The 20,694-nt window shown below is 57.4% G+C and carries 14 protein-coding genes and 2 tRNA genes; 1 reads left to right on the forward strand and 15 read right to left on the reverse strand.

Annotation, left to right across the window (positions count from 1 at the left end; genetic code table 11):
* Positions 1-502: 502 nt before the first annotated feature.
* The 13 genes from DW211_RS06895 to DW211_RS06955 all read right to left on the reverse strand — a co-directional run bounded on the left by DW211_RS06895 (position 503) and on the right by DW211_RS06955 (position 13,332).
* A complete protein-coding gene (locus DW211_RS06895; protein WP_118259996.1) occupies positions 503-1,300 on the reverse strand; it encodes a TraX family protein in 798 nt (265 codons plus the stop codon).
* Positions 1,301-1,493: 193 nt separating this feature from the next.
* Positions 1,494-1,569 (reverse strand) — tRNA-Lys (locus DW211_RS06900).
* Positions 1,570-1,597: 28 nt separating this feature from the next.
* Positions 1,598-2,878: an aminopeptidase gene (locus DW211_RS06905; protein ID WP_118259998.1), complete on the reverse strand. Its 1,281-nt coding sequence runs from the start codon at positions 2,876-2,878 to the stop codon at positions 1,598-1,600.
* 89 nt (positions 2,879-2,967) lie between these two features.
* On the reverse strand, positions 2,968-3,543 hold the full coding sequence (locus DW211_RS06910) for a hypothetical protein (protein ID WP_117855538.1): 576 nt from the start codon (positions 3,541-3,543) through the stop codon (positions 2,968-2,970).
* Entirely contained in the window at positions 3,544-4,422 is an 879-nt protein-coding gene (locus tag DW211_RS06915; RefSeq protein ID WP_117743382.1) for a phosphoribosylaminoimidazolesuccinocarboxamide synthase, read from the reverse strand.
* A gap of 118 nt (positions 4,423-4,540) precedes the next feature.
* Positions 4,541-6,106 carry a cell wall metabolism sensor histidine kinase WalK gene (locus DW211_RS06920; protein ID WP_118259999.1) on the reverse strand — a complete coding sequence of 522 codons (1,566 nt, stop codon included), beginning with the start codon at positions 6,104-6,106 and terminating at the stop codon, positions 4,541-4,543.
* 11 nt (positions 6,107-6,117) lie between these two features.
* Positions 6,118-6,840 (reverse strand): response regulator transcription factor, encoded by a 723-nt coding sequence (locus tag DW211_RS06925; protein WP_006236208.1) that lies wholly within the window; start codon positions 6,838-6,840, stop codon positions 6,118-6,120.
* A 153-nt stretch (positions 6,841-6,993) separates the two neighbouring features.
* Positions 6,994-8,205: a twin-arginine translocation signal domain-containing protein gene (locus tag DW211_RS06930; protein ID WP_117646131.1), complete on the reverse strand. Its 1,212-nt coding sequence runs from the start codon at positions 8,203-8,205 to the stop codon at positions 6,994-6,996.
* Positions 8,205-8,468, reverse strand: coding sequence for a TIGR03905 family TSCPD domain-containing protein (locus DW211_RS06935; RefSeq protein WP_089572560.1), 264 nt, complete (start codon positions 8,466-8,468; stop codon positions 8,205-8,207). The genes DW211_RS06930 and DW211_RS06935 overlap by 1 nt, the downstream gene beginning before the upstream one ends.
* Before the next feature lie 113 nt (positions 8,469-8,581).
* Positions 8,582-10,381: a GGDEF domain-containing protein gene (locus tag DW211_RS06940; RefSeq protein ID WP_118260001.1), complete on the reverse strand. Its 1,800-nt coding sequence runs from the start codon at positions 10,379-10,381 to the stop codon at positions 8,582-8,584.
* Positions 10,378-11,214: an ABC transporter substrate-binding protein gene (locus tag DW211_RS06945; protein WP_158551316.1), complete on the reverse strand. Its 837-nt coding sequence runs from the start codon at positions 11,212-11,214 to the stop codon at positions 10,378-10,380. The genes DW211_RS06940 and DW211_RS06945 overlap by 4 nt, the downstream gene beginning before the upstream one ends.
* A 141-nt stretch (positions 11,215-11,355) precedes the next feature.
* A complete protein-coding gene (gene purB / locus DW211_RS06950) occupies positions 11,356-12,702 on the reverse strand; it encodes an adenylosuccinate lyase (RefSeq protein WP_117803432.1) in 1,347 nt (448 codons plus the stop codon).
* A gap of 555 nt (positions 12,703-13,257) precedes the next feature.
* Positions 13,258-13,332: transfer RNA gene (locus DW211_RS06955), tRNA-Gly, on the reverse strand.
* Positions 13,333-13,629: 297 nt separating this feature from the next.
* Between DW211_RS06955 and DW211_RS10405 the strand changes: the two genes are divergently transcribed.
* A complete protein-coding gene (locus tag DW211_RS10405; protein WP_118260003.1) occupies positions 13,630-17,061 on the forward strand; it encodes a SpaA isopeptide-forming pilin-related protein in 3,432 nt (1,143 codons plus the stop codon).
* Positions 17,062-17,127: 66 nt separating this feature from the next.
* Here DW211_RS10405 and DW211_RS06965 read toward each other — a convergent pair whose 3' ends face one another.
* Both DW211_RS06965 and DW211_RS06970 read right to left on the reverse strand, forming a co-directional pair.
* On the reverse strand, positions 17,128-17,346 hold the full coding sequence (locus DW211_RS06965) for a hypothetical protein (RefSeq protein ID WP_022094153.1): 219 nt from the start codon (positions 17,344-17,346) through the stop codon (positions 17,128-17,130).
* 21 nt (positions 17,347-17,367) lie between these two features.
* Positions 17,368-20,514: a hypothetical protein gene (locus DW211_RS06970; RefSeq protein ID WP_118260004.1), complete on the reverse strand. Its 3,147-nt coding sequence runs from the start codon at positions 20,512-20,514 to the stop codon at positions 17,368-17,370.
* Positions 20,515-20,694 lie beyond the last annotated feature (180 nt).

Consider the following 20,694-nt stretch of genomic DNA (forward strand, 5'->3'; position numbering starts at 1 on the left):
AGATATATTGCCAGACCGGAGGGGCGCCGGGGGCGGGAATCGCGCACTCCATATTTTGTTCACAAATGAATAGGTCCCTCAGTCACGTCACTGAGGTTATAACTGAAGCATCAGCTTCTGATATTGGCGGTGACCAGCTGGTTTATAGATATTGAGGCATCGGTCATCTCTGGAGCGCCACTTTACTCCAAAAGCATCGGTTATTTGTTTCCCGTCGGTAAAAGGCAGGTTTTGTTCGCCAAGCGTTCCTATATATAGAAGTTCGGGTTCGAACCGTGCATCGGTAACAAAAAAGCGACCAGCCGGAGCCGATCGCTTTCTATTCTATGCTGGAGCATCCAGAGGGGTTCTTCCGAACTCATTTTCTCGCTGCCATTCATGCTTTCGAAGCATCTTTCTACAGCCCTCGTTGTCTATCCTCGTATCTCACAGGTCTTCCGGAAATTCACAAGCAGTCTTAGGGTCAATTTAGTTCTGCTTTCAGAGACTTGTTTGAGAGTTTTTAAAGACAGTTCAAAACAATAAGTGAGACACCATAAAGCAGAGCAAGATGAGCCGGATAGAAAATGTAGAAGAAATATTTGAGCTTCAGCCCTCGCTTGCCATTATAAAGATTGATAAGCAGCAACGAAACGACCGCGGCAGCAACATCAGGATTAAATATATTAGCTGTAGCAAACTCAAATCCGCCGCCAACTATATGGCATGACGAAAGGAGCACTGCGCATACTGCAGCAAAGAACATCTTGGCCTTGCTGTCGTGGAATAAATAGAATGCAGCCACAAGCAGAATGCCATACACACCGCCATCTAGTTTAGTGTATTCAGCTGCCAGTGCTGTCAAAACAATCAGAGCAGTTTCTGCGATGTACCTCTTCCATTTTGAAAGGCTTTGTATCTTTTCCAGAATTATCAAGAAGACCAAGCAAAGCAGGAGCTCACACATAACATTTTGTTGCCGAAGGTCGAATAGTTGCCCGGTTTGAACGAAATCGTATATGGGCTCCGCAATGATTGCGAAGACAAGCATATTTCGCAGGTACTTCTTTATGTCATGAGTATGCAAAAATCCCTCAACTATCAAAAAGCAAAATAAGGGAAATGCAATTCTGCCAAGAACATGAAGCACATCCGAAGCCTCGCTTAGAATCGCCCACTGTTCGTCTGATATCTGACTGTACGATGCGTGAGTCATGATTCCATTGGTCAGGACGATCCTGCTTACATGATCGAGAACCATCGAAATGGCTGCTATTATCTTTAATGTGCTGCCGCTAATTCCGTATCTATTTGTTTTCATTTCGTATTCCTTACTTTGGGTGGGCCGTCAGGGGTTCAGCCTGCGCCGCAGGCGGCCGCTGCGGCGCTTCGCGCCATGCGCGCTGCGCTGGCAAACGCTCACGCGTTTACTCAGCTCCGCGCCCTTTCGGGTTCGAACCCGCGTCGCGGCAACAAAAAAGCGGCCGGCATCCACCAGTCGCTTTTCCATTCTATGGTGGGCCGTCAGGGGTTCGAACCCTGGACCTTGGGATTAAAAGTCCCCTGCTCTGCCAGCTGAGCTAACGGCCCGCGGGTGGCATTGTACCACGGTCTGGGACTATTCCCAACTCCATTGGCCGTTCTGGAAAATCACAACTTCACGTCCATCAGGCGTAATGCCCGTAATATCGATGTCGTCCGTGCCAATCATAAAATCGACGTGCGTGCTCGAGACGTTAACGCCATGCTCCAGGAGCTCTTCCTTGGACATGTCATACCCACCCTCGATACATTCGGGGAAACCGACACCTAGCGCGAGATGGCAGCTGGCGTTCTCATCATAGAGCGTGTCATAGAACAAAACGCCACTTTCACGGATCGGCGTGTTCTTGGAGATAAGCGCGACCTCACCCAGATGAGCGGCACCTTCATCGGTGTCAATGATGCTCGCAAGCGTCGCCTTGCCCACGCGGGCATCGTAGTCCGCCACGCGGCCGGCCTCGAACTTAATCCAAAAATCGTCGACCTTGTTACCGTGGTGAATGAGCGGCATGGCCGAGTACACGATACCGTCGGCGCGCATACGATCAGGCGAGGTGAAGACTTCCTCGGTGGGAATGTTGGGGAAGAAGGGGTGTCCATCGGGCGTCTTGCCCTTGCCGCCGGCCCACTCGTGACCCTTCGTCATGCCAATCGTCAGATCGGTTCCATTTTCCGCGGTGTAATGCAGGCGGTCAAAACGATTGTCGTTCAGGAAACGCAGGTTCTTTTCGAACGCGGCGTCATGGAGTTCCCAGTCGCTCTCCGGGTCCTGGCCATCGGCACGAGCGGTGTGCAGAATCGCATTCCATAGTTTATAGATCGCAACCTCATCCGCATCGCCCGAGAACACCTCGCGAGCCCAGGCAACGACCGGCGCGCCGGCGATGCACCACGGGTTGATGTTGTAGTCCAGCCCACGGCGGAAGACCTTGCACTGCGTATTCCTTGCCTTGGAAGCCGCGGCGGGCTTGGCGGGGTCAATGCCCTTCAGAGCCGCTGGGTCCGCACCCTCGATAAAGATAAAGCAGGCGCCGTCCTGGGCCAACGAATCCAGCTGCATGCGCTTCCACTCGGGCGTCTGCTCAAAATAGCTTTTATCGACATGCTCGTACGTAAGCCTTGTCACGGCATCGTCAGCCCAAATAACCGTCACGTGACCGGCACCGGCGGCATAAGCCTCCGCGACCACCACGCGCGCAAACGGCGCGCACTCAACCGGAGACTGAACGACAACCTCCTGGCCGGGCTTGACGTTTACGCCCTTGCGAACAATCAGGCGCGCGTAGTTTTTAATCTTGGGCTCCAGGGCCTTCATACCCTCCAGAGCCTCTTCGACCGTCAGGGCAGCTCGAATCATGTGCCACTCCATCTATCTATAGAACAGTAAAAAGGCGCGCCGCAAAAACGACGCGCCTTATATCTTAGCGATAAGTATGCATGCAAACGCTACTTCTTCTTGGAGTCCTTTTTGTCCTCCTCGGCAGCTGCGCGCTCGATAAGAGCGTTGAGCTTATTCTCGGACATGCCTTCGGCCTGCGCGCGGTACATGTTGCGCAAGGGACGAATACGAGCGAAGTCATAGATAAAGTCACCTAGGATGATGACATAGGACACAACGATGCCAACCATCTGAACAGGACTGGACACCGTGCCGCCGGGAACGAAGTAGAACGAAACCCAAATTGCCACGATGAACACCATGCCGATAGCGAGCACGGCCCACCAAATACGGCGGCGCTTGGTGTAGTCCTCATCCTGCTTGAGAAGGATATTCGACACCGTGTAGATGCGATCCTCGCGGGCGCGCTGTTTGGCCTTGCGGGCGCGCTTTTCCTCCTTGGAAAGGCCTTCCAGGTTTTCGCCCTTCTCGAGCTCTTTACGGCGTGCCTTGGATGATGCCGGCACGACGTGAACAGAGCTCGCTGCCTGACGGGCGGGCTTAGCGGATGCGGCGGACTTGCGCGCAACCCCGGTAACCTCGCGGGATTGCGTGCGCTTGTTCGTGGCGCTGCGGGTACTCACTTACGCGTTCTCCTTCATGCTTGTGAACTGGGAGCCCGTGATGATTTGGAAGGCCTCGCGATAGCGCTCGGACGTGCCATCGATGACCTCGGCGGGCAGGTGCGGGGTCTCCCCCGTCATATCCCAGTTGGCCTTGAGCCAATTGCGGACGAATTGTTTGTCGTAGCTGGGCTGAATCTTGCCCTCCTCGTAGCTGGCGGCAGGCCAGAAACGGCTGGAGTCGGGCGTGAGGCACTCGTCGATCAGCGTAACCTTACCATCGATGACACCAAACTCGAACTTGGTGTCGGCGATGATGATGCCTCGAGTCGCGGCATACTCGGCAGCGGCCTTGTAAATCTTGAGGGACAGGTCGCGAATCTGCGCGGCGATGTCCTCGCCCACGATCTCGCAGCAACGCTCGAACGAAATGTTCTCGTCGTGGTCGCCGATCTCGGCCTTCGTGGACGGCGTGAACAGCGGCTCGGGAAGCTTGGAGGCCTCGGTCAGACCCTCGGGCAGCTGAATGCCGCAGACGGTACCGTTCTCGTCATAGGTCTTCTTGCCCGAACCGGTCAGATAGCCGCGGACGATGCACTCGATAGGAATCGTCTGGGCCTTCTTGACCAGCATGGCGCGGCCTGCGAGGTAGTCACGATACTCGGCAAACTCCTCGGGGAAATCCGCCGGGTCGATGGAAACGAGGTGGTTGGGAACGATGTCGGCAAACTTATCGAACCAGAATGCCGAGATGCGGTTGAGCACCTCTCCCTTAAACGGAATCTCGTCGGGAAGAATGAAGTCGAACGCAGAAATGCGGTCGGTGGCGACCATCAGCAGGTTTTCACCGGCATCGTAGATATCACGAACCTTGCCACGGGAATCCGGACGACGCTCCATCGTTGTCACGTGAGTCACTCCTTACCAAAATACGACAGTAATGCGGGTTCTTTCCCGCACGTTTTCGCAAACTCGGAGCGGCAGGGACGAAACCCCTCCTTCACCGAATAGCGAAAAGCTAGTGCTCCATTGTAGTAGATGCCGCGTCCGCCGTGTGCTCGCGAGGCAGATGAATCGTAAAAGTCGTACCCTTTCCAAGCTCCGACTCCACGGAAATGTAGCCATGATGGCGCTCGACGATCTGTTTAGTCACGGCGAGACCCACGCCCAGGCCACCCGCTTCGCGGGCGCGGCTGGCGTCGGCACGCCAAAAACGACCGAAGATGCGCGACAAATCATCCTTGGCGATACCGATGCCCGTATCCGAAACCGCGATATCGACGTGCTTGCGGTCACTGAGCACCGACACCACGACCCAACCCCCCTCGGGGGTATAGCGCATGGCGTTACTCAAAAGGTTGATGACGCATTGCGTGATCATGTCGGGATCTGCCTCGACAACGTCATCGTGGCCCTGCGTCTCATCCGCAAAGCGCAAGCGCAGGTCACGATCGGCAAACAGTCGCTCCTGGCCATTCACAATCGAACGCACAAACGGCACCATGTCCACCGGCTCCAGGTTGAGCGGCGCGGTACTGTTTTCCATGCGCGACAGGTCGAGCATCTGCTGCACCAGACGGGCCAGGCGGCGCGTCTCGGAAGCGACCGTCTCCAGATGCTCGTCGTCGGTGGGATACACACCGTCTTGCATGGCCTCGACCGTTGCAAGCATGGCCATGAGCGGCGTGCGCAGCTCATGAGCCACATCGGAAGTCAGGCGCTTCTCGTGCTTCATGTCCTTTTCGAGTGAGGTGGCCATCTCGTCGAAGGTCTCTCCCAGCTGATCGATCTCATCATCGCCGCGCAAGCCCGTACGAGCGGACAGGTCTCCATCGCGGATCTGCTTGGCGGTGCTGGTAATACGATGAATCGGCTTGGTGAGCATGCGCGACACGAGTGATCCGATAACGACCGAGATGCAGACGGCCACAACCGCAGCAAGGGCCATGGCATTAAAGGTCTTTTCTCTGAATGCTGAGTCTGCCTTGGTGAGCAGGGCATCGGAGCCAATCGCCCACAGCTTTACCTGTCCGACATGCTCCCCGGAAGACGTTATGATTTCGACGTTGGCAACGCTATCGGAGCCGGTGGGAGCCGACGAGACTGGACTATGCGATGCTTTTTTCCCGCTCGAGCTGCTCGACGGCGATTCACTCTCGCGTACATCGGCGGTCGCGCTTGCCGAAGGCCATGAGTCGTCATAGACGACAACGCCCTTTTTGTTGACGACCTGCATGCCAAGATCGTCGGACACCAGACTCGATGTCGCGACCGTGCGCAGCTCGCCCGCAGTCCAATTGCCGTTTTCCTCATACGACGTCGCAAGCTTTTCGGCAGCAGAATTGGCGATCTCGACGATATTGGAGCGCGTGTAATCCGAAAAGACCGTGCCCCACACAACAGAGACCACGCCCACCAGCACCAATACCGTCATGAGCGATGTCAGAGCAAAAGCAAGTGCCATGCGCGAGGGATAGCTCATCGTTGGCCGTGAATCGGAACGAGGCGTGTTCCAACTAGCCTTGGAACCCGCCTCGCTCTCCTGCTTGTGCTTTTGTCCGATTTCAAAGCGCGCAGGTGTCATATGTGATTTCCCTATTTCTCGTCCGACTTATCGGTCTTGGCCGGAGCCTCGAAGCGATAGCCGACACCGTGGACGGTGTAGAGCCACTTGGGCTTCTTGGGATCATCGCCCAGCTTGGCGCGAAGGTTCTTCACGTGGCTATCGATGGTGCGCTCATAGCCCTCAAAGTCGTAGCCGAGCACCTTCTCGACCAGCTCCATGCGGTTGTAGACGCGACCGGGGTGACGGGCAAGCGTGGTGAGCAGCTTAAACTCGGAAGCCGTCAGGTCGACTTCCTTGCCCTCGACCAAAATCTTGTGGCCCGAGATATCGATGACCAGATCGCCGAAGTCGAGTACCTCGACGGCTGGCTCGTCGGCCTGATGGGCACGGCGGAACAAGGCGCGTACGCGCGCGACAAGCTCGCGCGGCGAGAACGGCTTGATCAGATAGTCGTCGGCGCCGAGCTCAAGACCGATAATACGGTCCTCGATCTCGCCCTTGGCAGTCAGCATGATGATGGGGACATCCGAGGTATCGCGAATGGTGCGGCAAACGCGCTCGCCGGGGATCTTGGGGAGCATAAGGTCGAGCACGACCAGGTCAAACTGATGCTTCTCGAACTCCTCGATCGCGGACTGGCCGTCGCCGACACCCACAACCCAGTAGCCTTCGCGCTCGAGATAGGCAGCGACGGCGTCACGGATTGCCTTCTCATCCTCGACCAGCAGAATCTTTTTTGCATCTGAAGCCATAACACGGCCCCCCTGTCTCAATCAGCTAAGAACAAGCCCATTTTAACGCACCTGAGCCCGCCGGATGCCACTATGACGCGGCAGCTCGGCGGGCGGTACTCACAATTACAACGCGTTTATTCCCCTGTTGGCGCCTTTTTAACCCCTCTAAGCTTAAAGAGAGAATAGGCGTGCGGTGACCGTCTCGGGTATACCCTGGCTGTTGCGCACCGTGGCGTACGTAAGGAATGAGTCCGATTTTCCCGCCGTAGCTGGATAATCGCCATACTCCAGGGCTCGGTCGGGCGACAGAAGCGAGCCGTAGGTCTTAGCCGAAGTGTCAATCAAAAAATGCGACGCCTGGACTTTAACCAGGTATTTATTTTTCCTTCCCGCAACGCACGCGAGCGGCTCACGCGAAAGGAAGAGGTACGGCCCGCCCTCGTTACCGATATAGGTGCCCATATTGCCCAGGCTACCCACACCGTTATACGTCGCCTCAATGGAGAACACGAAGGTGTCGCCCATATACACGGCCTCGAAAGGCGAAACCGACGAAGGAAGCACCAGCTGAGCTCGCTTCGTATTGTTGCCGTCAGTCAGGTCGATCGCCGTCATACCGTAATAGACGCCCTCATCATTGTGCACGCGGGGCGAGATGGTCAGGATGCCGTCGCTCACACGCGGGGCGGATGCGAAGCGGCCCGTCGACTTCCAAATAGTCTCAGGCTTGGACTCGCTGGGCGACTGACGGTAGCAGTACGAATCGTTACTCGTCTTGCTGCCGCCGGACGAGGGCATCTTATACCAGATGACCGACGACCCATACGCTGTGAAGAGCGGCGGATCGTAATTTTCGCCACCGCGATCGAGCTCGACAGCGTTGCCGGTAAGGGAGGAGCCTGCAAGGTTTTGCGCATAGAGTTTCCAAGACGCATTGGCAAAGTTCATCTCGACCCACGCGAACACGCCATCACCCGCGCGAACGTCGTAAAACGCATAACCGGTTCCCTCAACGGGATCCTCGATAAGTGTGGTAAGCGAGCCATCGCCCAGGTTGAGCACACCAAGCGTATTGGCATGCAGGGCAGAAGCAGGCGCCATCATCGCGGCGGCGTAGTCGCCATCGCAGTAGTACAGCAGCGTGCCCAGCGGCAGCGTCCACGACGCCGCCGGCTCAAGATCGATATCAACAGCTTCGTACTCATCAGTGATCGAGACAATCTTCGAATCGTCCTTGATAACCTGCGGCTCGCCGGCGGCATCGTCGCTGGTGCCCGTTTTTTTCGAGCAACCGGCAAGCACCGTGGCAGCGCCCGCGGCAGCACCGCCGAGCACAAAGCCACGGCGCGATATTCCATTCTTGATGTGGTCGGCGATACCCATTAGGCGATCTCGGCGCGAGCGGCCTCGATAGCGCGCGTAAGCTGATCGGCGCAAGAGGTCTTTTTCATACCGCAGGTATTACCGGCGAGAACCTCGATTACGCGATCGGCAGGAGCACCCTCGACTAACTTGGAGATTGCCTTGAGATTGCCGTCACAGCCGCCGGTAAACTCAACGCCCAGCACCTTGCTGCCATCGTCAGAGAGATTGAGGTGAATATTGCGAGAGCATACACCCTGCGGCTTGTAGTCAAAACTAATCATTGAGATCCCCTCTCAGAAAGAAATTTCAGACGTCTATTATCCCCGCCTGGGCCGACTTATTATCGCAAGCACCGATTCAACATCCTACGATGCATGGACTCGCGGGGGCAAGATTAGCAGTCCGCACCCTGTGCGTGGACCGTGCGCTTCTCCCGATACATATTGTGGTCGGCGACACGATATACATCGGCCAGCGTATTTCCAGCCGTCTCGACGGTCGCCACGCCAATCGATGCGCTGACCGTCAGGGCCTCATCGCTTACCGCGGCAAGACCGAGACGAAGATCCTGTTCCAGCCCGAGCGCAGACTCGTTGTCAGTATGGGGGCAAACCAGCAAAAACTCGTCGCCGCCAAGGCGCATCGGCAGATAATCCGCACCAGCCACCCGCCGCAGCACGGACGCCGTCCGTCGCAGCAGTTCATCCCCCATCTCGTGACCATAGATGTCGTTGGTCCGCTTGAGATAATTGCAGTCCAACATAATCACGCTCACGGGCAAGTCCTCGTTTACCAGGCTATCTCCGCGCGATTCAAGATAGTTGCGGTTGCGAAGCCCCGTCAGTTTGTCTTGATATGACAGCTCCTCGGCATGCTTGACCATCGATATGTTGTGCGTCGCCACGACGACCGACTCCAGCCGGCCTTGCTCATCGCGATGCTGGGGGACAACCTGTAGCGAGTACCAAGCGCCTCGACAATCTCGCACCTCGGCAGCCAAGTACGGTACGCCCTCCATACGTTCACGAAGCGAACTTATATCTACGAGTCCCACAACCGCTTCGCGGCTTTCGGGGCTCACGATATCCCGGCAGACCGTGTCCATAAAGTCATATGCCTCGCTGTGCTCGGCAAATATCTTCGCTATCGCCGGCGACATATTGATCCCCTCGATCTCGAGGGTGTCGAGATGCAAAAGGAAGGTCGAATCGTAGATGGCGCTTATGGCATTGATAATGCCGAGCTGTTTATCCTTTTCGACCAAATTGCGGTGGTCAACGATATTTCGAGCCAACAGCACCACGACCCAAAACGCAAGATACACCAAGACGCCGACGGCGACAAATGAAATCCTGTCAGACATGACCTCAGATTTGGGATATAGCGCAAACAGGCGGTAGTCCTTATATGCCGCACGCACGGCATACCATTCGTCTCCTCGATATTCGATGCGCGTTAGGCCGTCGTCTTTCCACTCAACTCCTACGCTGGTGAGGAGTCGGGCGAGCGACACGTCAGCATCGGCACTGTTGGATGAGACAATCTCCGCATCCTCCATAACAAGCACCGTGGGACCCTGGTGGAAGGTACTGTTCGAAAGCACGTCGGCTATGGCATATGAATAGTCGTCCGCCGTATCGGAAACAAGTGAGCGGTATGCCAGGGCAACGCCGTCGCCATACGGAACAGCACAGACGGCAAAAACGACACCACGGCGCTCATCGACAGTTGAGTAGGTCACTTTGGAACCTTGATACATCGATGCGACCGGCGAACAGGCCAACTCATCTCGCCACAACATGAGCGGATCGCGACCATCGATGTCGTAGTGGGCAGCCATATGGCCATCGGAGTCCATGACCATCAGCCCCGAAAGGTTCTCGGCATGGACAAATTGCTCGATAAGATCGTCGTTAACCTCAACGCGATCAGAGGACAGGAACGTCGCAAACGATTCGACCGCGGCGAGCAAATCGTGCGTCGCCTCGGTTTTTCTCCCCTGTTCGTAGCGGTCATATTTTTCGCAAGCGTTCTCCAAAAACACCATGGTTTCTTGGCCAAACCCAAGCGTTTTTTCGAGGCAGCGATGGGTTCCAACCGTATACAACAGGCCCAACAAGACGGCGCTGACAATAACGCTGGCAGCTATGACGTTCAGAGTCTTTCGACTCATGCGGTGCTCATCAGTTGTCATGAATTTCCTCCTTGCCCGCCCGTCGTCGCTCCTGTCTTGTAATTGCCCACAATACGGTCAATCGTGCCATCTCGATCCATATCGAACAGCGCGGTATTGAGATCCTTTACGACCGATCCTTCATAGCTGTCATCAAACGCGACGCCCAGGTCAACCGTCATAACATTGTCGGCAAACACACGGTAAACGCCGGGATACTGAGCAACGAGTCGGTCAAGCGACTGGACATCCGCCATCCAGCAGTCAACGTACCCTTTGACTAGAGCGGCTTTGCAGAGTTCGGCAGAGCCATATGATTTGATTTGAACGTCCGACGAGACCCCCAGATCCCCCGCAAGCAATCGGCGTTCACTCACCGAACCCGCAATCACCGCAATGGTCTTACTTCCATCGAGATGTGCCAAGGACTTGATGCCACTCGTTTTCTTGGCGGCAACCGAGACCGTCACGGTTAGATACGGCTCGGTCCAGTAATACTTATCCTCGCGATAACAGGGAGAATAGTCACACCACAGGCAATCGATATCACCGTTTTTGAGCAGCCGGTCGCGATCGTTCCAGTCAATATCGACAAACTGTGGCTTGAGCCCCGCACGCTTGCAGGCCTCGCGGGCGATGTCGATATCGATACCGGCGTAATCGCCCGTGGTATCGACATACACATAGGGGTCGTTATCCGTAACGCCGATTTTGAGCACCGGGAGATCTCTATCGGCTTCATTCGAGGAGGAAGAACTGCTTCGAACGGTATACGTCAGGGCGCCCGCACAGACGGCAACAAGGAGTATGAGCGTAAACGAGACGATGGTGGCCCGCTTGATGCGTCTGGGCACGTGCCCCCTTTCATCGAAACAGCAGTCGGAGTTCATTTTATTACCCGGGCGCATGGGCGACAGTAAAAAAAGCGCCTCGCCCAAGACGGGCAAGGCGCCAAAGGTTGAAATGCATCCGCAAGCGGTCGAATTAGGTTAACCCTACTCGAAGCTCAGCTGCTCCAGGCGATCGAAGACCGTGTCGATGCGGGTGAGGAAGTCCCACGGATCGAAGATCTCGTCGAGCTTCTCCTGGCTGACGGTGCAGCGCGGATCGGCCTCGAGACGCTCCTTAAAGGTGGGGCCGGAGACACAATCCTGCACCTCGTGCCAGGTAGCCATGGCGTTTTCCTGCACGATAGCATAGGCATCCTCGCGGGTGATGCCCGTATCGACGAGGGCCAGCAGGACCTTGGAGGAGAAGATGAGGCCGCGAGTCTTGTTGAGGTTGGCCATCATGCGAGCCGGATACAGCTGCAAGCCGTCGATAACACGAATGAGGCACTGGAACATATGGTCAAGAGCGATGAAGCTATCTGCCTGGGCGACGCGCTCGGCAGAGGAGTGCGAAATGTCGCGCTCGTGCCACAGGGCGACGTTGTCAAAGGCGACCTGGGCGTTGGACTTCACGACGCGCGACAGGCCGCAGACCTTCTCCATGGTGATGGGGTTGCGCTTGTGCGGCATGGCGGAGCTGCCCTTTTGGCCCTTGCGGAAGGGCTCCTCGGCCTCGAGCGTATCGGTCTTCTGCAGGTTGCGGACCTCGGTCGCGATGCGCTCGCAGGTGGCCGCCGTAGTGGCAAGCACGCCGGCAAGGTAGGCATGGTGATCGCGGCTGATGACCTGCGTGGACAGCGGATCGTGGACCAGGCCCAAGTGCTCGCAAACGTACTCCTCGACGAACGGCTCGATGGAGCTGTAGGTGCCGACGGCACCGGAGATGGCACCGAAGGCAACATTCTTGCGAGCGTCCTCAAGACGATCGAGATCGCGCTTGAGCTCCCACGCCCAAGAGCCGAACTTCATACCGAAGGTCATCGGCTCGGCATGAATGCCGTGGGTGCGGCCGGCGCAGAGCGTATTGCGCTCCTCGAAGGCGCGGCGCTTGCAGATCACGCCGAGCTTCTTGACGTCCTCGATAATCAGGTCACACGCCTGAGTAAGCTGATAGCACAGAGCCGTATCACCCAGGTCGGAGCTGGTCATACCGTAGTGAACCCAGCGGCTAGGCTTGGGCTCGCCCTCGGGAACATCGGCGTCGATATATTCCTTCATGTTGGTCAGGAAGGCGATGACATCGTGGCGCGTGACCTCCTCGATCTCATCGACCTTTGCCTTCTCAAAGTTGGCGTGATCGCGGATCCACTGGGCCTCTTCTTTGGAAATACCGATCTTGCCGAGCTCCGCCTGAGCCTCGCAGGCCAGGACCTCAATCTCCTGCCAAATGGCGTACTTGTTCTCGAGGGAGAAGATGTGTCCCATCTCCGGGCGGGTATAGCGATCGATCATAGCGGCTCCTTTTTGGCTATTGGCACGTTGGTCGTAACCCAACCATTGTACCGTGCGCGGGTGCGAGTATGGGCTGCAGGCATTAACCTAACATTTTGCCGCAAGAGCGGCCATGAGGACGTCCGCGTATTTGCTTTGCAAATCCGCACCGGCTGCGGCGACACACCCGGACCTACGCCCATGCGCGGGCAAAATGGGTTGAATCCGACGCTCCCGAGGTCTCCCGTGCTCGGTGGAGCGGGCAACGGGACATCCGCGTATTTGCTTCGCAAATCCGCACCGGCTTCAGGCGGCATGTCCCGGTCCGGGGAAGCGGCGTTAACGTCGGTTGAATCCGCTTTTCCCAAAATCCGCCCTGGTCGATGGAGCGGGCAACGGGACATCCGCGTATTTGCTTCGCAAATCCGCACCGGCTGCGGTCGCCTATCGGCGACCTTGCCTGCTCGCTATAAACGCTTCGCGTTTATTTAACGCTCGCACCCTGGCGGGTTCGAGTCCCGGCACTTTATTGAAAAAAGCACGGCACCGTGATGGTACCGTGCTTGTGCTTTTTACTGGAGCGGGCAACGGGACTCGAACCCGCGAGTGTCAGCTTGGGAAGCTGATGCCTTACCACTTGGCGATGCCCGCTTGTGTGTTGGCTAGTATAACGCGGTTGTCTTGTTCGATACAAGGGTGTCGATGCTTGTTTTAGCTGTGGAGAGTTGTTTGAAAACTGCGCCAATTGTGGAGATGAGGACCTTTGTCTTTCTTTCCTTACTATCTTTTACCTGCGCCTTTATCTAATTGTTGTATTTGAGCTCGATTTGTCAGAAATCGGGCAAGCTTTTGGTCAGCTTCTGGTACTTACCCGCATGAACCATGACGGTAGCCTCATCCCAAGCGCCGCGGCCTCCCCGTGCGGCGCACGAGGGATAAGGAGCAGCCATGTCCAACGCACCCACGCACTCTGTCCACAGCGCAATCGCAACAGGTCCGCTGCTCCTGCTCCTCTTTTTTCTGATCGGCTGCCTGGCCCCAGGGGCCGCACTCGCCGTCGACGGGAGTGACGCCCTTAATTTCCGCACCATAAGCGACGGTTGCGGCCCCTTCGGTGTCGGTAAATACGAGGCACAGGACACTTCGATTTCGTACTGCATGAATCAAGACTGCCCCGGTCCCAGCAAGCCGGGAGGACCATGGCGCACATATGACCAGGGCTGGACATGGCTCGATGACGAATTTGCCGCCATCGTCTGTCACGGATACCCCTCCAGTACATCCTTTGGCGGCCACAATCTGTCGCCCGATCTCGCCCGTGCCGCCACCCAGATTGCCGTGTGGATGCTCAACGGAACCACGCGCGCCGACGGCACCTATTCGTATACAAATAGCAAGGGAGTTGCCAGGAGCGGTAGGTTTTACGAAAACGCCGAAGCCGTAGCGGCTGCACGTTGGCTCTACGACAGCGCTAAGTCCGGATCCATTAAGGCGGCCCCACATCGAGCCAGGCGTTATCACGGACCGGTCTCGAGCGAGGGTCGACACCAGGACATGCTCTATGTTTTGCCCGCCGTCTCCGTATCTTTCCAAAAACAATCGTCCCAGGCTGACATCACCGCCGGTAACGGCACCTACAGACTCGGTGGCGCAACCTTCGATATCTTTGAAAGTGCGAGCGATGCACGTGTCGGCACTATCCAGATGGACGAAAACGGGCGTGCACAAGCAACGCTTTTGCCCAATACGGCATATTACCTGGTCGAAACCAAAGCCCCGGCAGGCTATATCCCTCGAGGCGACCGAATAGCCTTCACCACACAAAACAGCGGCGGACATGTCACCGTCAACGAGCAGCCCGGCACCATCACTTTGCGTATTGCAAAAATCGATGCCGCCACGGATGCCGGCGCCCAAGTTGGGGCGTCGCTTGCGGGCGCTGAATTCACCTGCGTCTCGCAATCAACTCCCGGCTGGACTCGCACCCTTACGACCGACGAAAACGGACGGGCGATCCTCAATGACGTTCCTCTGGGCACCTTTACCATCTATGAATCGAAAGCACCCGAGGGCTACCTGATTTCAAACGACTGTTGGAGCTACACCGTCGGTGCCGAGCAGCTCGGAGATACGGGCATCGTTGAGCTCGAAATCCGTATTCCCAACACCCCCATCGCCTTTGACCTTGAAATCTCGAAGTTTAAGGACCATGGCGATAACGATGAGTCCGGCCTTGAGCAGCCGGCGGGAGGCGTCGTTTTTGAAGTTGTCAGCAATAGCTCCCAACAAGTCGTCGGCACGTTGACCACAAACGTTTACGGCTTTGCCTCCACCAAAGACCAGCCCGAAGCGTGGTTTGGAGCAGGCAAGCGACCCGCCGGCGCTCACGGTGCCATTCCCTACGACCGCGCGGGCTACACCGTTCGCGAGGTCGTAGAAACGGTCCCTGAAGGATTTAAGCAAGCAGGGGAATGGACCATCACGGCGGAGCAGACCGCAGACGGCGCCGAGCTTCAGTACATCATTGACAACCACGCCCTATCGACACACCTTCAAATCGTAAAGCGCGATGCTCAGACCGGCGGCACCGTACCACTTGCCGGCTTTACGTTCCAGCTGCTCGACAGCCACCACGAGCCCGTCTCGCAAACATGTTGGTATCCGGCCCACAATGTAATGAATACCTTCACAACCGATACAACCGGCGCCGTCACGCTGCCCGAATCACTTAATCCCGGAACATACTACGTGCACGAGACATCGGCCAAGGAACCGTATCTGCGCGGAGAAGACCTGGAGATAACGATTCCCGCCGACAGAAATCTGACACCGGTCGCCGTCGCCTCGTTCTATGACGACGTCGCAACCGGAAGCATCGAAATCATTAAGACGGATGCTGTAGATGGGCGCACCCTCGCTGGAGCCACGTTTGACATCCGCGCTAGCGGCGACATCGTGCGAACCGACGACAGCATCGTCGCCCTGGATGGCGAAACCGTCGCCACCGTTACAACCGACGAACGGGGGTATGCGCGAGTCGACCATCTTTCGCTGGGATGCGGTACCGCCACCTACGAGGTCGTCGAGACACAAGCGCCCGAAGGCTATCTGCTCAACCCAACCCCACATACTGTGAAGTTGTCGTACGCTGACCAGCAAACGCCCGTGATCGAAATGCACCTTGACGTTTCCAACGACTACACCAAGATCGATGTCTCCAAAGTCGACGCATGCGGAGGCCAGAAAGTGACAGGCGCCGAGCTTGTCCTCTGCGACTCCAATGGCAACGAAATCGATTCTTGGACTTCATCCGGCAAACCGCATCACATTGAGCACCTTTCACCCGGCACCTACACCCTGCGCGAAACGATGTCTCCGCGTACCTACGACCTTGCTGAAGAGATAACGTTTGAAGTAAAGGCCACGGGAGAAGTTCAAACCATAGCCATGAAGGATACCCCCATCGAGATCAGGGGAAGCGTCGATAAGCGCCAAGAGATTGCACAGCCAGTCACAAGCAAACTCGTTGCCAACGGCGACGGAAAAAACCGAGCCAAAGCACGGGCCAATACGCAAGGCGCCTTCTCCTATACCATCGACGCCAAAAATGAGTCGAGCACCTGGGTCGACGAGTTGACCATCACCGACGACCTTGAGTGCGCCAAAGATGGCGCAGCGAAACTTGTTGCCGTTGAAACCCCTATTGCGGTCGGTGATCTAAACGGGCTGTGCAACGTGTGGTATCGAACGTCACCGGCAGGAACAAGCGATACGGAAAAGCAGGTCAATGCAACGCTTGACGACGGGCACAGCAATCCTTGGCTCGAAACGGAAGAGGTTACAAAGCTGCTGGGCGACGATGTGCGTCTCGTCGATTACGACGGGTGGCACCTATGGAAAGCGGATATCCCGACGGCAGAGTCCGTCACGCTCGATACGAAAGATATCGATCTTACAGACGACGCCGTCATCACGGGCATCCGTTTTGAATACGGTGCGGCAGCCGCCGACTTTACGACCAGAAGCGAGGCGGGCTCTTGGACCCGGGATGACCTTAAAGACGAACACGACGATCTTGACGATGCCAAGGCGGCCCTTAACTCGGATGCCCGAGGCGCAGTCGTGCACATGCAGGCAACGTCGGCTTACACACCCCAAACTGCACTCACCAACAGCGCACGCGTCGATCTTTGCCGCAACGGCGGCGGCGATAAACTTGAGTCACATGACGAGGACAGTGTCATTCAACGCTGTACCCTACCGCAGGACCTACCGGCAACAGGATCAGCTCCCATCGCCGCTTGCATCACCGCGCTCCTGACCTCGGGTGCCGCAGCCCTATGGTTCGCTCGCCTTAGGTCAATCCCAAAGAAGCGCTAGAGCGATGAAAAAGCGGGCGAGCCAGTCCCCCGGCTCGCCCGCTTTCAATCATTTAAATCGCCGCATCTACTCTGCAGACGAAGATCCACCATCAACGATTGCCTGCTCGGACTCAGGAATCCCATCGGCACCCGTGCTCTGTTCTTGCTCCACCTCTTCGCTGATTGCGGAGGCGGGGGTCGAGCCCTTCGCGCCCACGATGTAGGCAGCTCCAAACCCTAACGCAATGGCAATCAAGGTCAAAATCACGTAGACAGGCCAATGGCGCTTAATATACGAAAACACGTTGACTCCTTAGAGCTCCGTCTACGAACGGCGGATAACCTCGGTCACGACCTCGGATACCGTGGCAATGTTCGTCGGGTTGACATTGTGGGGCAGGTCGTCCTCGGTACGAGCGCAAGCCAGACGCGTGCCGTCCACGCCGGCGATGGTGAGGGCTCGGCGGCTCGCCTCGAGCGCGGCGTAGGCATCGGTCTTGGCATAGGGCATCTCGAGCGCGCCACAATCGACATGGAACGACTTGCACACCTTGCTGACCAGGTTCATGATGCGGCGATCGCCCTTGAGCAGCTGCTGTTCGCCCTCAACCGTCACCACCGAAAGCCTACCGGCGCCGACGGATTCAAGATTGATGAAGAAGACGCCGCGGAGCTTATCGCGATGCGAAGCCAAGAAGGCCTTCATACCGGAGCCATCACAATCCGAGGCGCCCGTTGCCACAAACCAGATATCGTGACCGAGCAGCTCATCGTCGCCCATAGAAGCGACAGCCGAGAGCATATCTTCGGAAGAAGCGCCGTCGGAAGACGTAGCGCCGCCCTTCCAGCCATCGTTATCGTCCTCGAAATTATCCCACGAACCGATGCCGCGACCGGACTTCTTGGCATCGTAATCGTCTTCGACGCCCAGCCAGTCACTCATGCTGTCCTGTTCGTTTTTCTTTTTACGACCGAACAGGCCGCCCAGGCCGCGCTTGCGAGACTTAGGTGCCGCAGGGGCGGGAGCCGAAATGGTCTCGATCGGCTGTGCGCCCGACGCAACGGGCATAGGAGGCGCAACGGGTGCCGATGTGGGTTCGGGACCCTGAGCGGTAGCAAAGGGGTCGTTGACCTGTGCGGAGGGATCGGGAAGGTCGAACAGCGACGTGCGAGACGCAACGTTTGTCTGCTTCATCGACGGCAGCGACGGATCGGGGACCGAAGCCAGCGGAGACGAGGAGGGTGCAGGCGACGGTGCCGACGCCGGATCGGGAACATTCATCTGCGGACGCGGCGATGCCTGGGAGGAAATCTGGGCCATAAGGGAATCGACCGTTTCGTCCTGGGTGGGAGCAACATCGGCAACCGTGGCACCGGAACCACTCGGGGCCGGCATGGTGAAAATCTGCGTGGAGTAAGGCCTCGACTCATCTGTCTCGGGGGCCTCGGAAACCGCAGGCACTTCCTCCTGCTCGACCTCGGTCGAATCATCTTGCTCGGCTGCCGCGTATTGCTCTTCGTCACAGTTGGCCTCGACGGGCTCGTCCTCGGCGACATCTTCGATTTCGGCTGCGTCAATAGGCTCGTCATCGTCTGCCGCGTCGCCCTGCTCATCGGAAACAGGAAGGGGCTCGGCAATCGCGGTGCCTTGCTTTTCAAACGTTATCGTGGAATCGAACTGCGCGGCATCAAACGACATGGTGCTATCGACGTGCTGCTGAGCCTCAAAGGACGTCGTAGCTTCGGCAGCGTCGACGGGCACGGACTGCATAGCCTCGTTCTGCTCGAGCTCTTGCGCCGCGCGCTCACGTGCCGCCTCGGCTGCCTGCTGCTGAGCGATAGCCTCCTGCTCGGCAGCCTCGCGTGCGGCAGCGCGCTTCTCCTCGAAATCGTCGACAAATTTCTTGCCCTTTGCAAGCGCACCCTTAAAGAAGTTGGAAGCACTGGCGCCAATCGAAGAGAACGCGGATGCAATATCGGCATGGGGCGTTGCCGCGGGAATCTCGGCCGAGAAATCAGTATCGCTCTCGTAAGACACGCGCCTCGGCTGTTCAACGTAATCGTCGTCAGACTCGTCCGTAACGTCTTGCGCCGGCGCGGCGGGAGCCAAAATGTCCAGTCCTGCCGCGGGATCGATCGCGGACACCGCCTCGGGCTCGGCAACGGCAGCGGTAACCGCGGCAGACTCATCATCCACGGCGACAACGGGCGCAGGTGCAGTCACGACGGGGGCAGGCTCGGGCTCAAACGTCGGCTCCTCGCCTTCCTCGTAATCGAGCGTGCAGGACTCGGGAAGCATTCCGAGCGCACGGATGGCATCCGAACCAAAGCGGATGTTGCCGGCGGCATTGCGATAGAGCTTGGGCTCGGGCTCGGCCGCGACAGGCTCCTCCGCCGGCTCGGCAGCGGGAACCTCGTCATTGAACTCTTCGGCCTGGACAGCCTGATTCTGATCCTCGGGCACGATGGCGCCAATCAGCGTCTCGTCGGCAGACGCACCCTCAAAGCCCTCGATCTGCTCGTCGAAAGCCTCGCCCTGTTCGGGCTCGGTCTGAGCGTCGGAAGCAATCGGCTGGCCGAACTCGTCCTCGGCGTAGGTAGGCTCTTCATACTCGATGGTGTTGCCGTAGTCGTTTTGCTGTTGGGCCGCGGCATACTCCGCCGCTGCGCGCGCCATTTCCTCGGCACGACGCTTCTGCTCCCCAAAATAGGTATCGAACGGAACATCGTCGGGAAACTCGTTTTCGCCCTGGAAGGGAGCAACGTTGTCCATAACGCCGAGCATAGCGGCGACAGAAGACTTGTTGCACACTGCGCCGGACGTATAGGGAAGCACAAAACGGTTAGAAATGATGTTTGCCGCGTTGGCGAGCGCAACGAGGGAAGCGAGGATCGCGACAATCCACAGCAGAACCTTGAGCGCGCCGGGGAGCGGCAGGATACGCAAGATGGCAACGGCAGCAGGGGCAACCGTGGCAACGGGCAACAGCTTGGCGATGAGCGCACGATACGAAGCATAGGGCTCGCGGGCGAGCAGCTCAGCACGGGGAGAGTCGTAGTGTGCGACAACGACCACCGGGCGGTTGCGCGGAGACGCGAGCGGGCCCGAGGCCTTGTGGTAGGCGATGACATTTTGGCTCACGCCCGTCTTGCCCAGGCGCGAAACCACGGGGTGGCCCGTGCGCTCGAGCACGTAAAGAACGGCGCCGACAATGGCCAGCAAGGTGCCGACCAAGCCGATGCCGCCACCGATGCCCATCAGCAGGGCGCCGGCAAACGCAAGAATACCGGTAACGGCAAATGCCAACCTGCTGGGCGCCGGGGCATTGAACTCCTGAACCTCGGGATCAAAGCCGTGGTTGCGGAAGATCTGAGCGATATCCTCGGCAGCCAAGCGCTCTTCTTCGCTGCATGCCGGCGTGATGCCGGTGTTCTGCAGCAGGTGGTTAATATAGTTCTGGGTGTTCGCCATGTGCGCTCCACATCCATAATCCGACAAATAGGCCCAATGCATGCACATTAGAACCGTATATAGTCGAAAGTATACCCCGAGCGAGCGCAAACGACCGAATTCGGGCCATCTTAACGCCCCGAGCGGACAAGGATATAGCCTAATCTCCATATCGGACTAAAATCATGGCAGCAAACCACC

It is taken from the genome of Collinsella sp. AM18-10, assembly GCF_003471585.1.
Lineage (GTDB): Bacteria > Actinomycetota > Coriobacteriia > Coriobacteriales > Coriobacteriaceae > Collinsella.

What these genes read in the sequence shown, in the direction of transcription:
- DW211_RS06895 (WP_118259996.1), bottom strand. Translation starts at nt 1,300, where the DNA reads ATGAAAACAAATAGATACGGAATTAGCGGCAGCACATTAAAGATAATA.
- DW211_RS06905 (WP_118259998.1), bottom strand. Translation starts at nt 2,878, where the DNA reads ATGATTCGAGCTGCCCTGACGGTCGAAGAGGCTCTGGAGGGTATGAAG.
- DW211_RS06915 (WP_117743382.1), bottom strand. Translation starts at nt 4,422, where the DNA reads ATGGAGCGTCGTCCGGATTCCCGTGGCAAGGTTCGTGATATCTACGAT.
- DW211_RS06920 (WP_118259999.1), bottom strand. Translation starts at nt 6,106, where the DNA reads ATGACACCTGCGCGCTTTGAAATCGGACAAAAGCACAAGCAGGAGAGC.
- DW211_RS06925 (WP_006236208.1), bottom strand. Translation starts at nt 6,840, where the DNA reads ATGGCTTCAGATGCAAAAAAGATTCTGCTGGTCGAGGATGAGAAGGCA.
- DW211_RS06930 (WP_117646131.1), bottom strand. Translation starts at nt 8,205, where the DNA reads ATGGGTATCGCCGACCACATCAAGAATGGAATATCGCGCCGTGGCTTT.
- DW211_RS06935 (WP_089572560.1), bottom strand. Translation starts at nt 8,468, where the DNA reads ATGATTAGTTTTGACTACAAGCCGCAGGGTGTATGCTCTCGCAATATT.
- DW211_RS06940 (WP_118260001.1), bottom strand. Translation starts at nt 10,381, where the DNA reads ATGACAACTGATGAGCACCGCATGAGTCGAAAGACTCTGAACGTCATA.
- purB (WP_117803432.1), bottom strand. Translation starts at nt 12,702, where the DNA reads ATGATCGATCGCTATACCCGCCCGGAGATGGGACACATCTTCTCCCTC.
- DW211_RS10405 (WP_118260003.1), top strand. Translation starts at nt 13,630, where the DNA reads ATGTCCAACGCACCCACGCACTCTGTCCACAGCGCAATCGCAACAGGT.
- DW211_RS06970 (WP_118260004.1), bottom strand. Translation starts at nt 20,514, where the DNA reads ATGGCGAACACCCAGAACTATATTAACCACCTGCTGCAGAACACCGGC.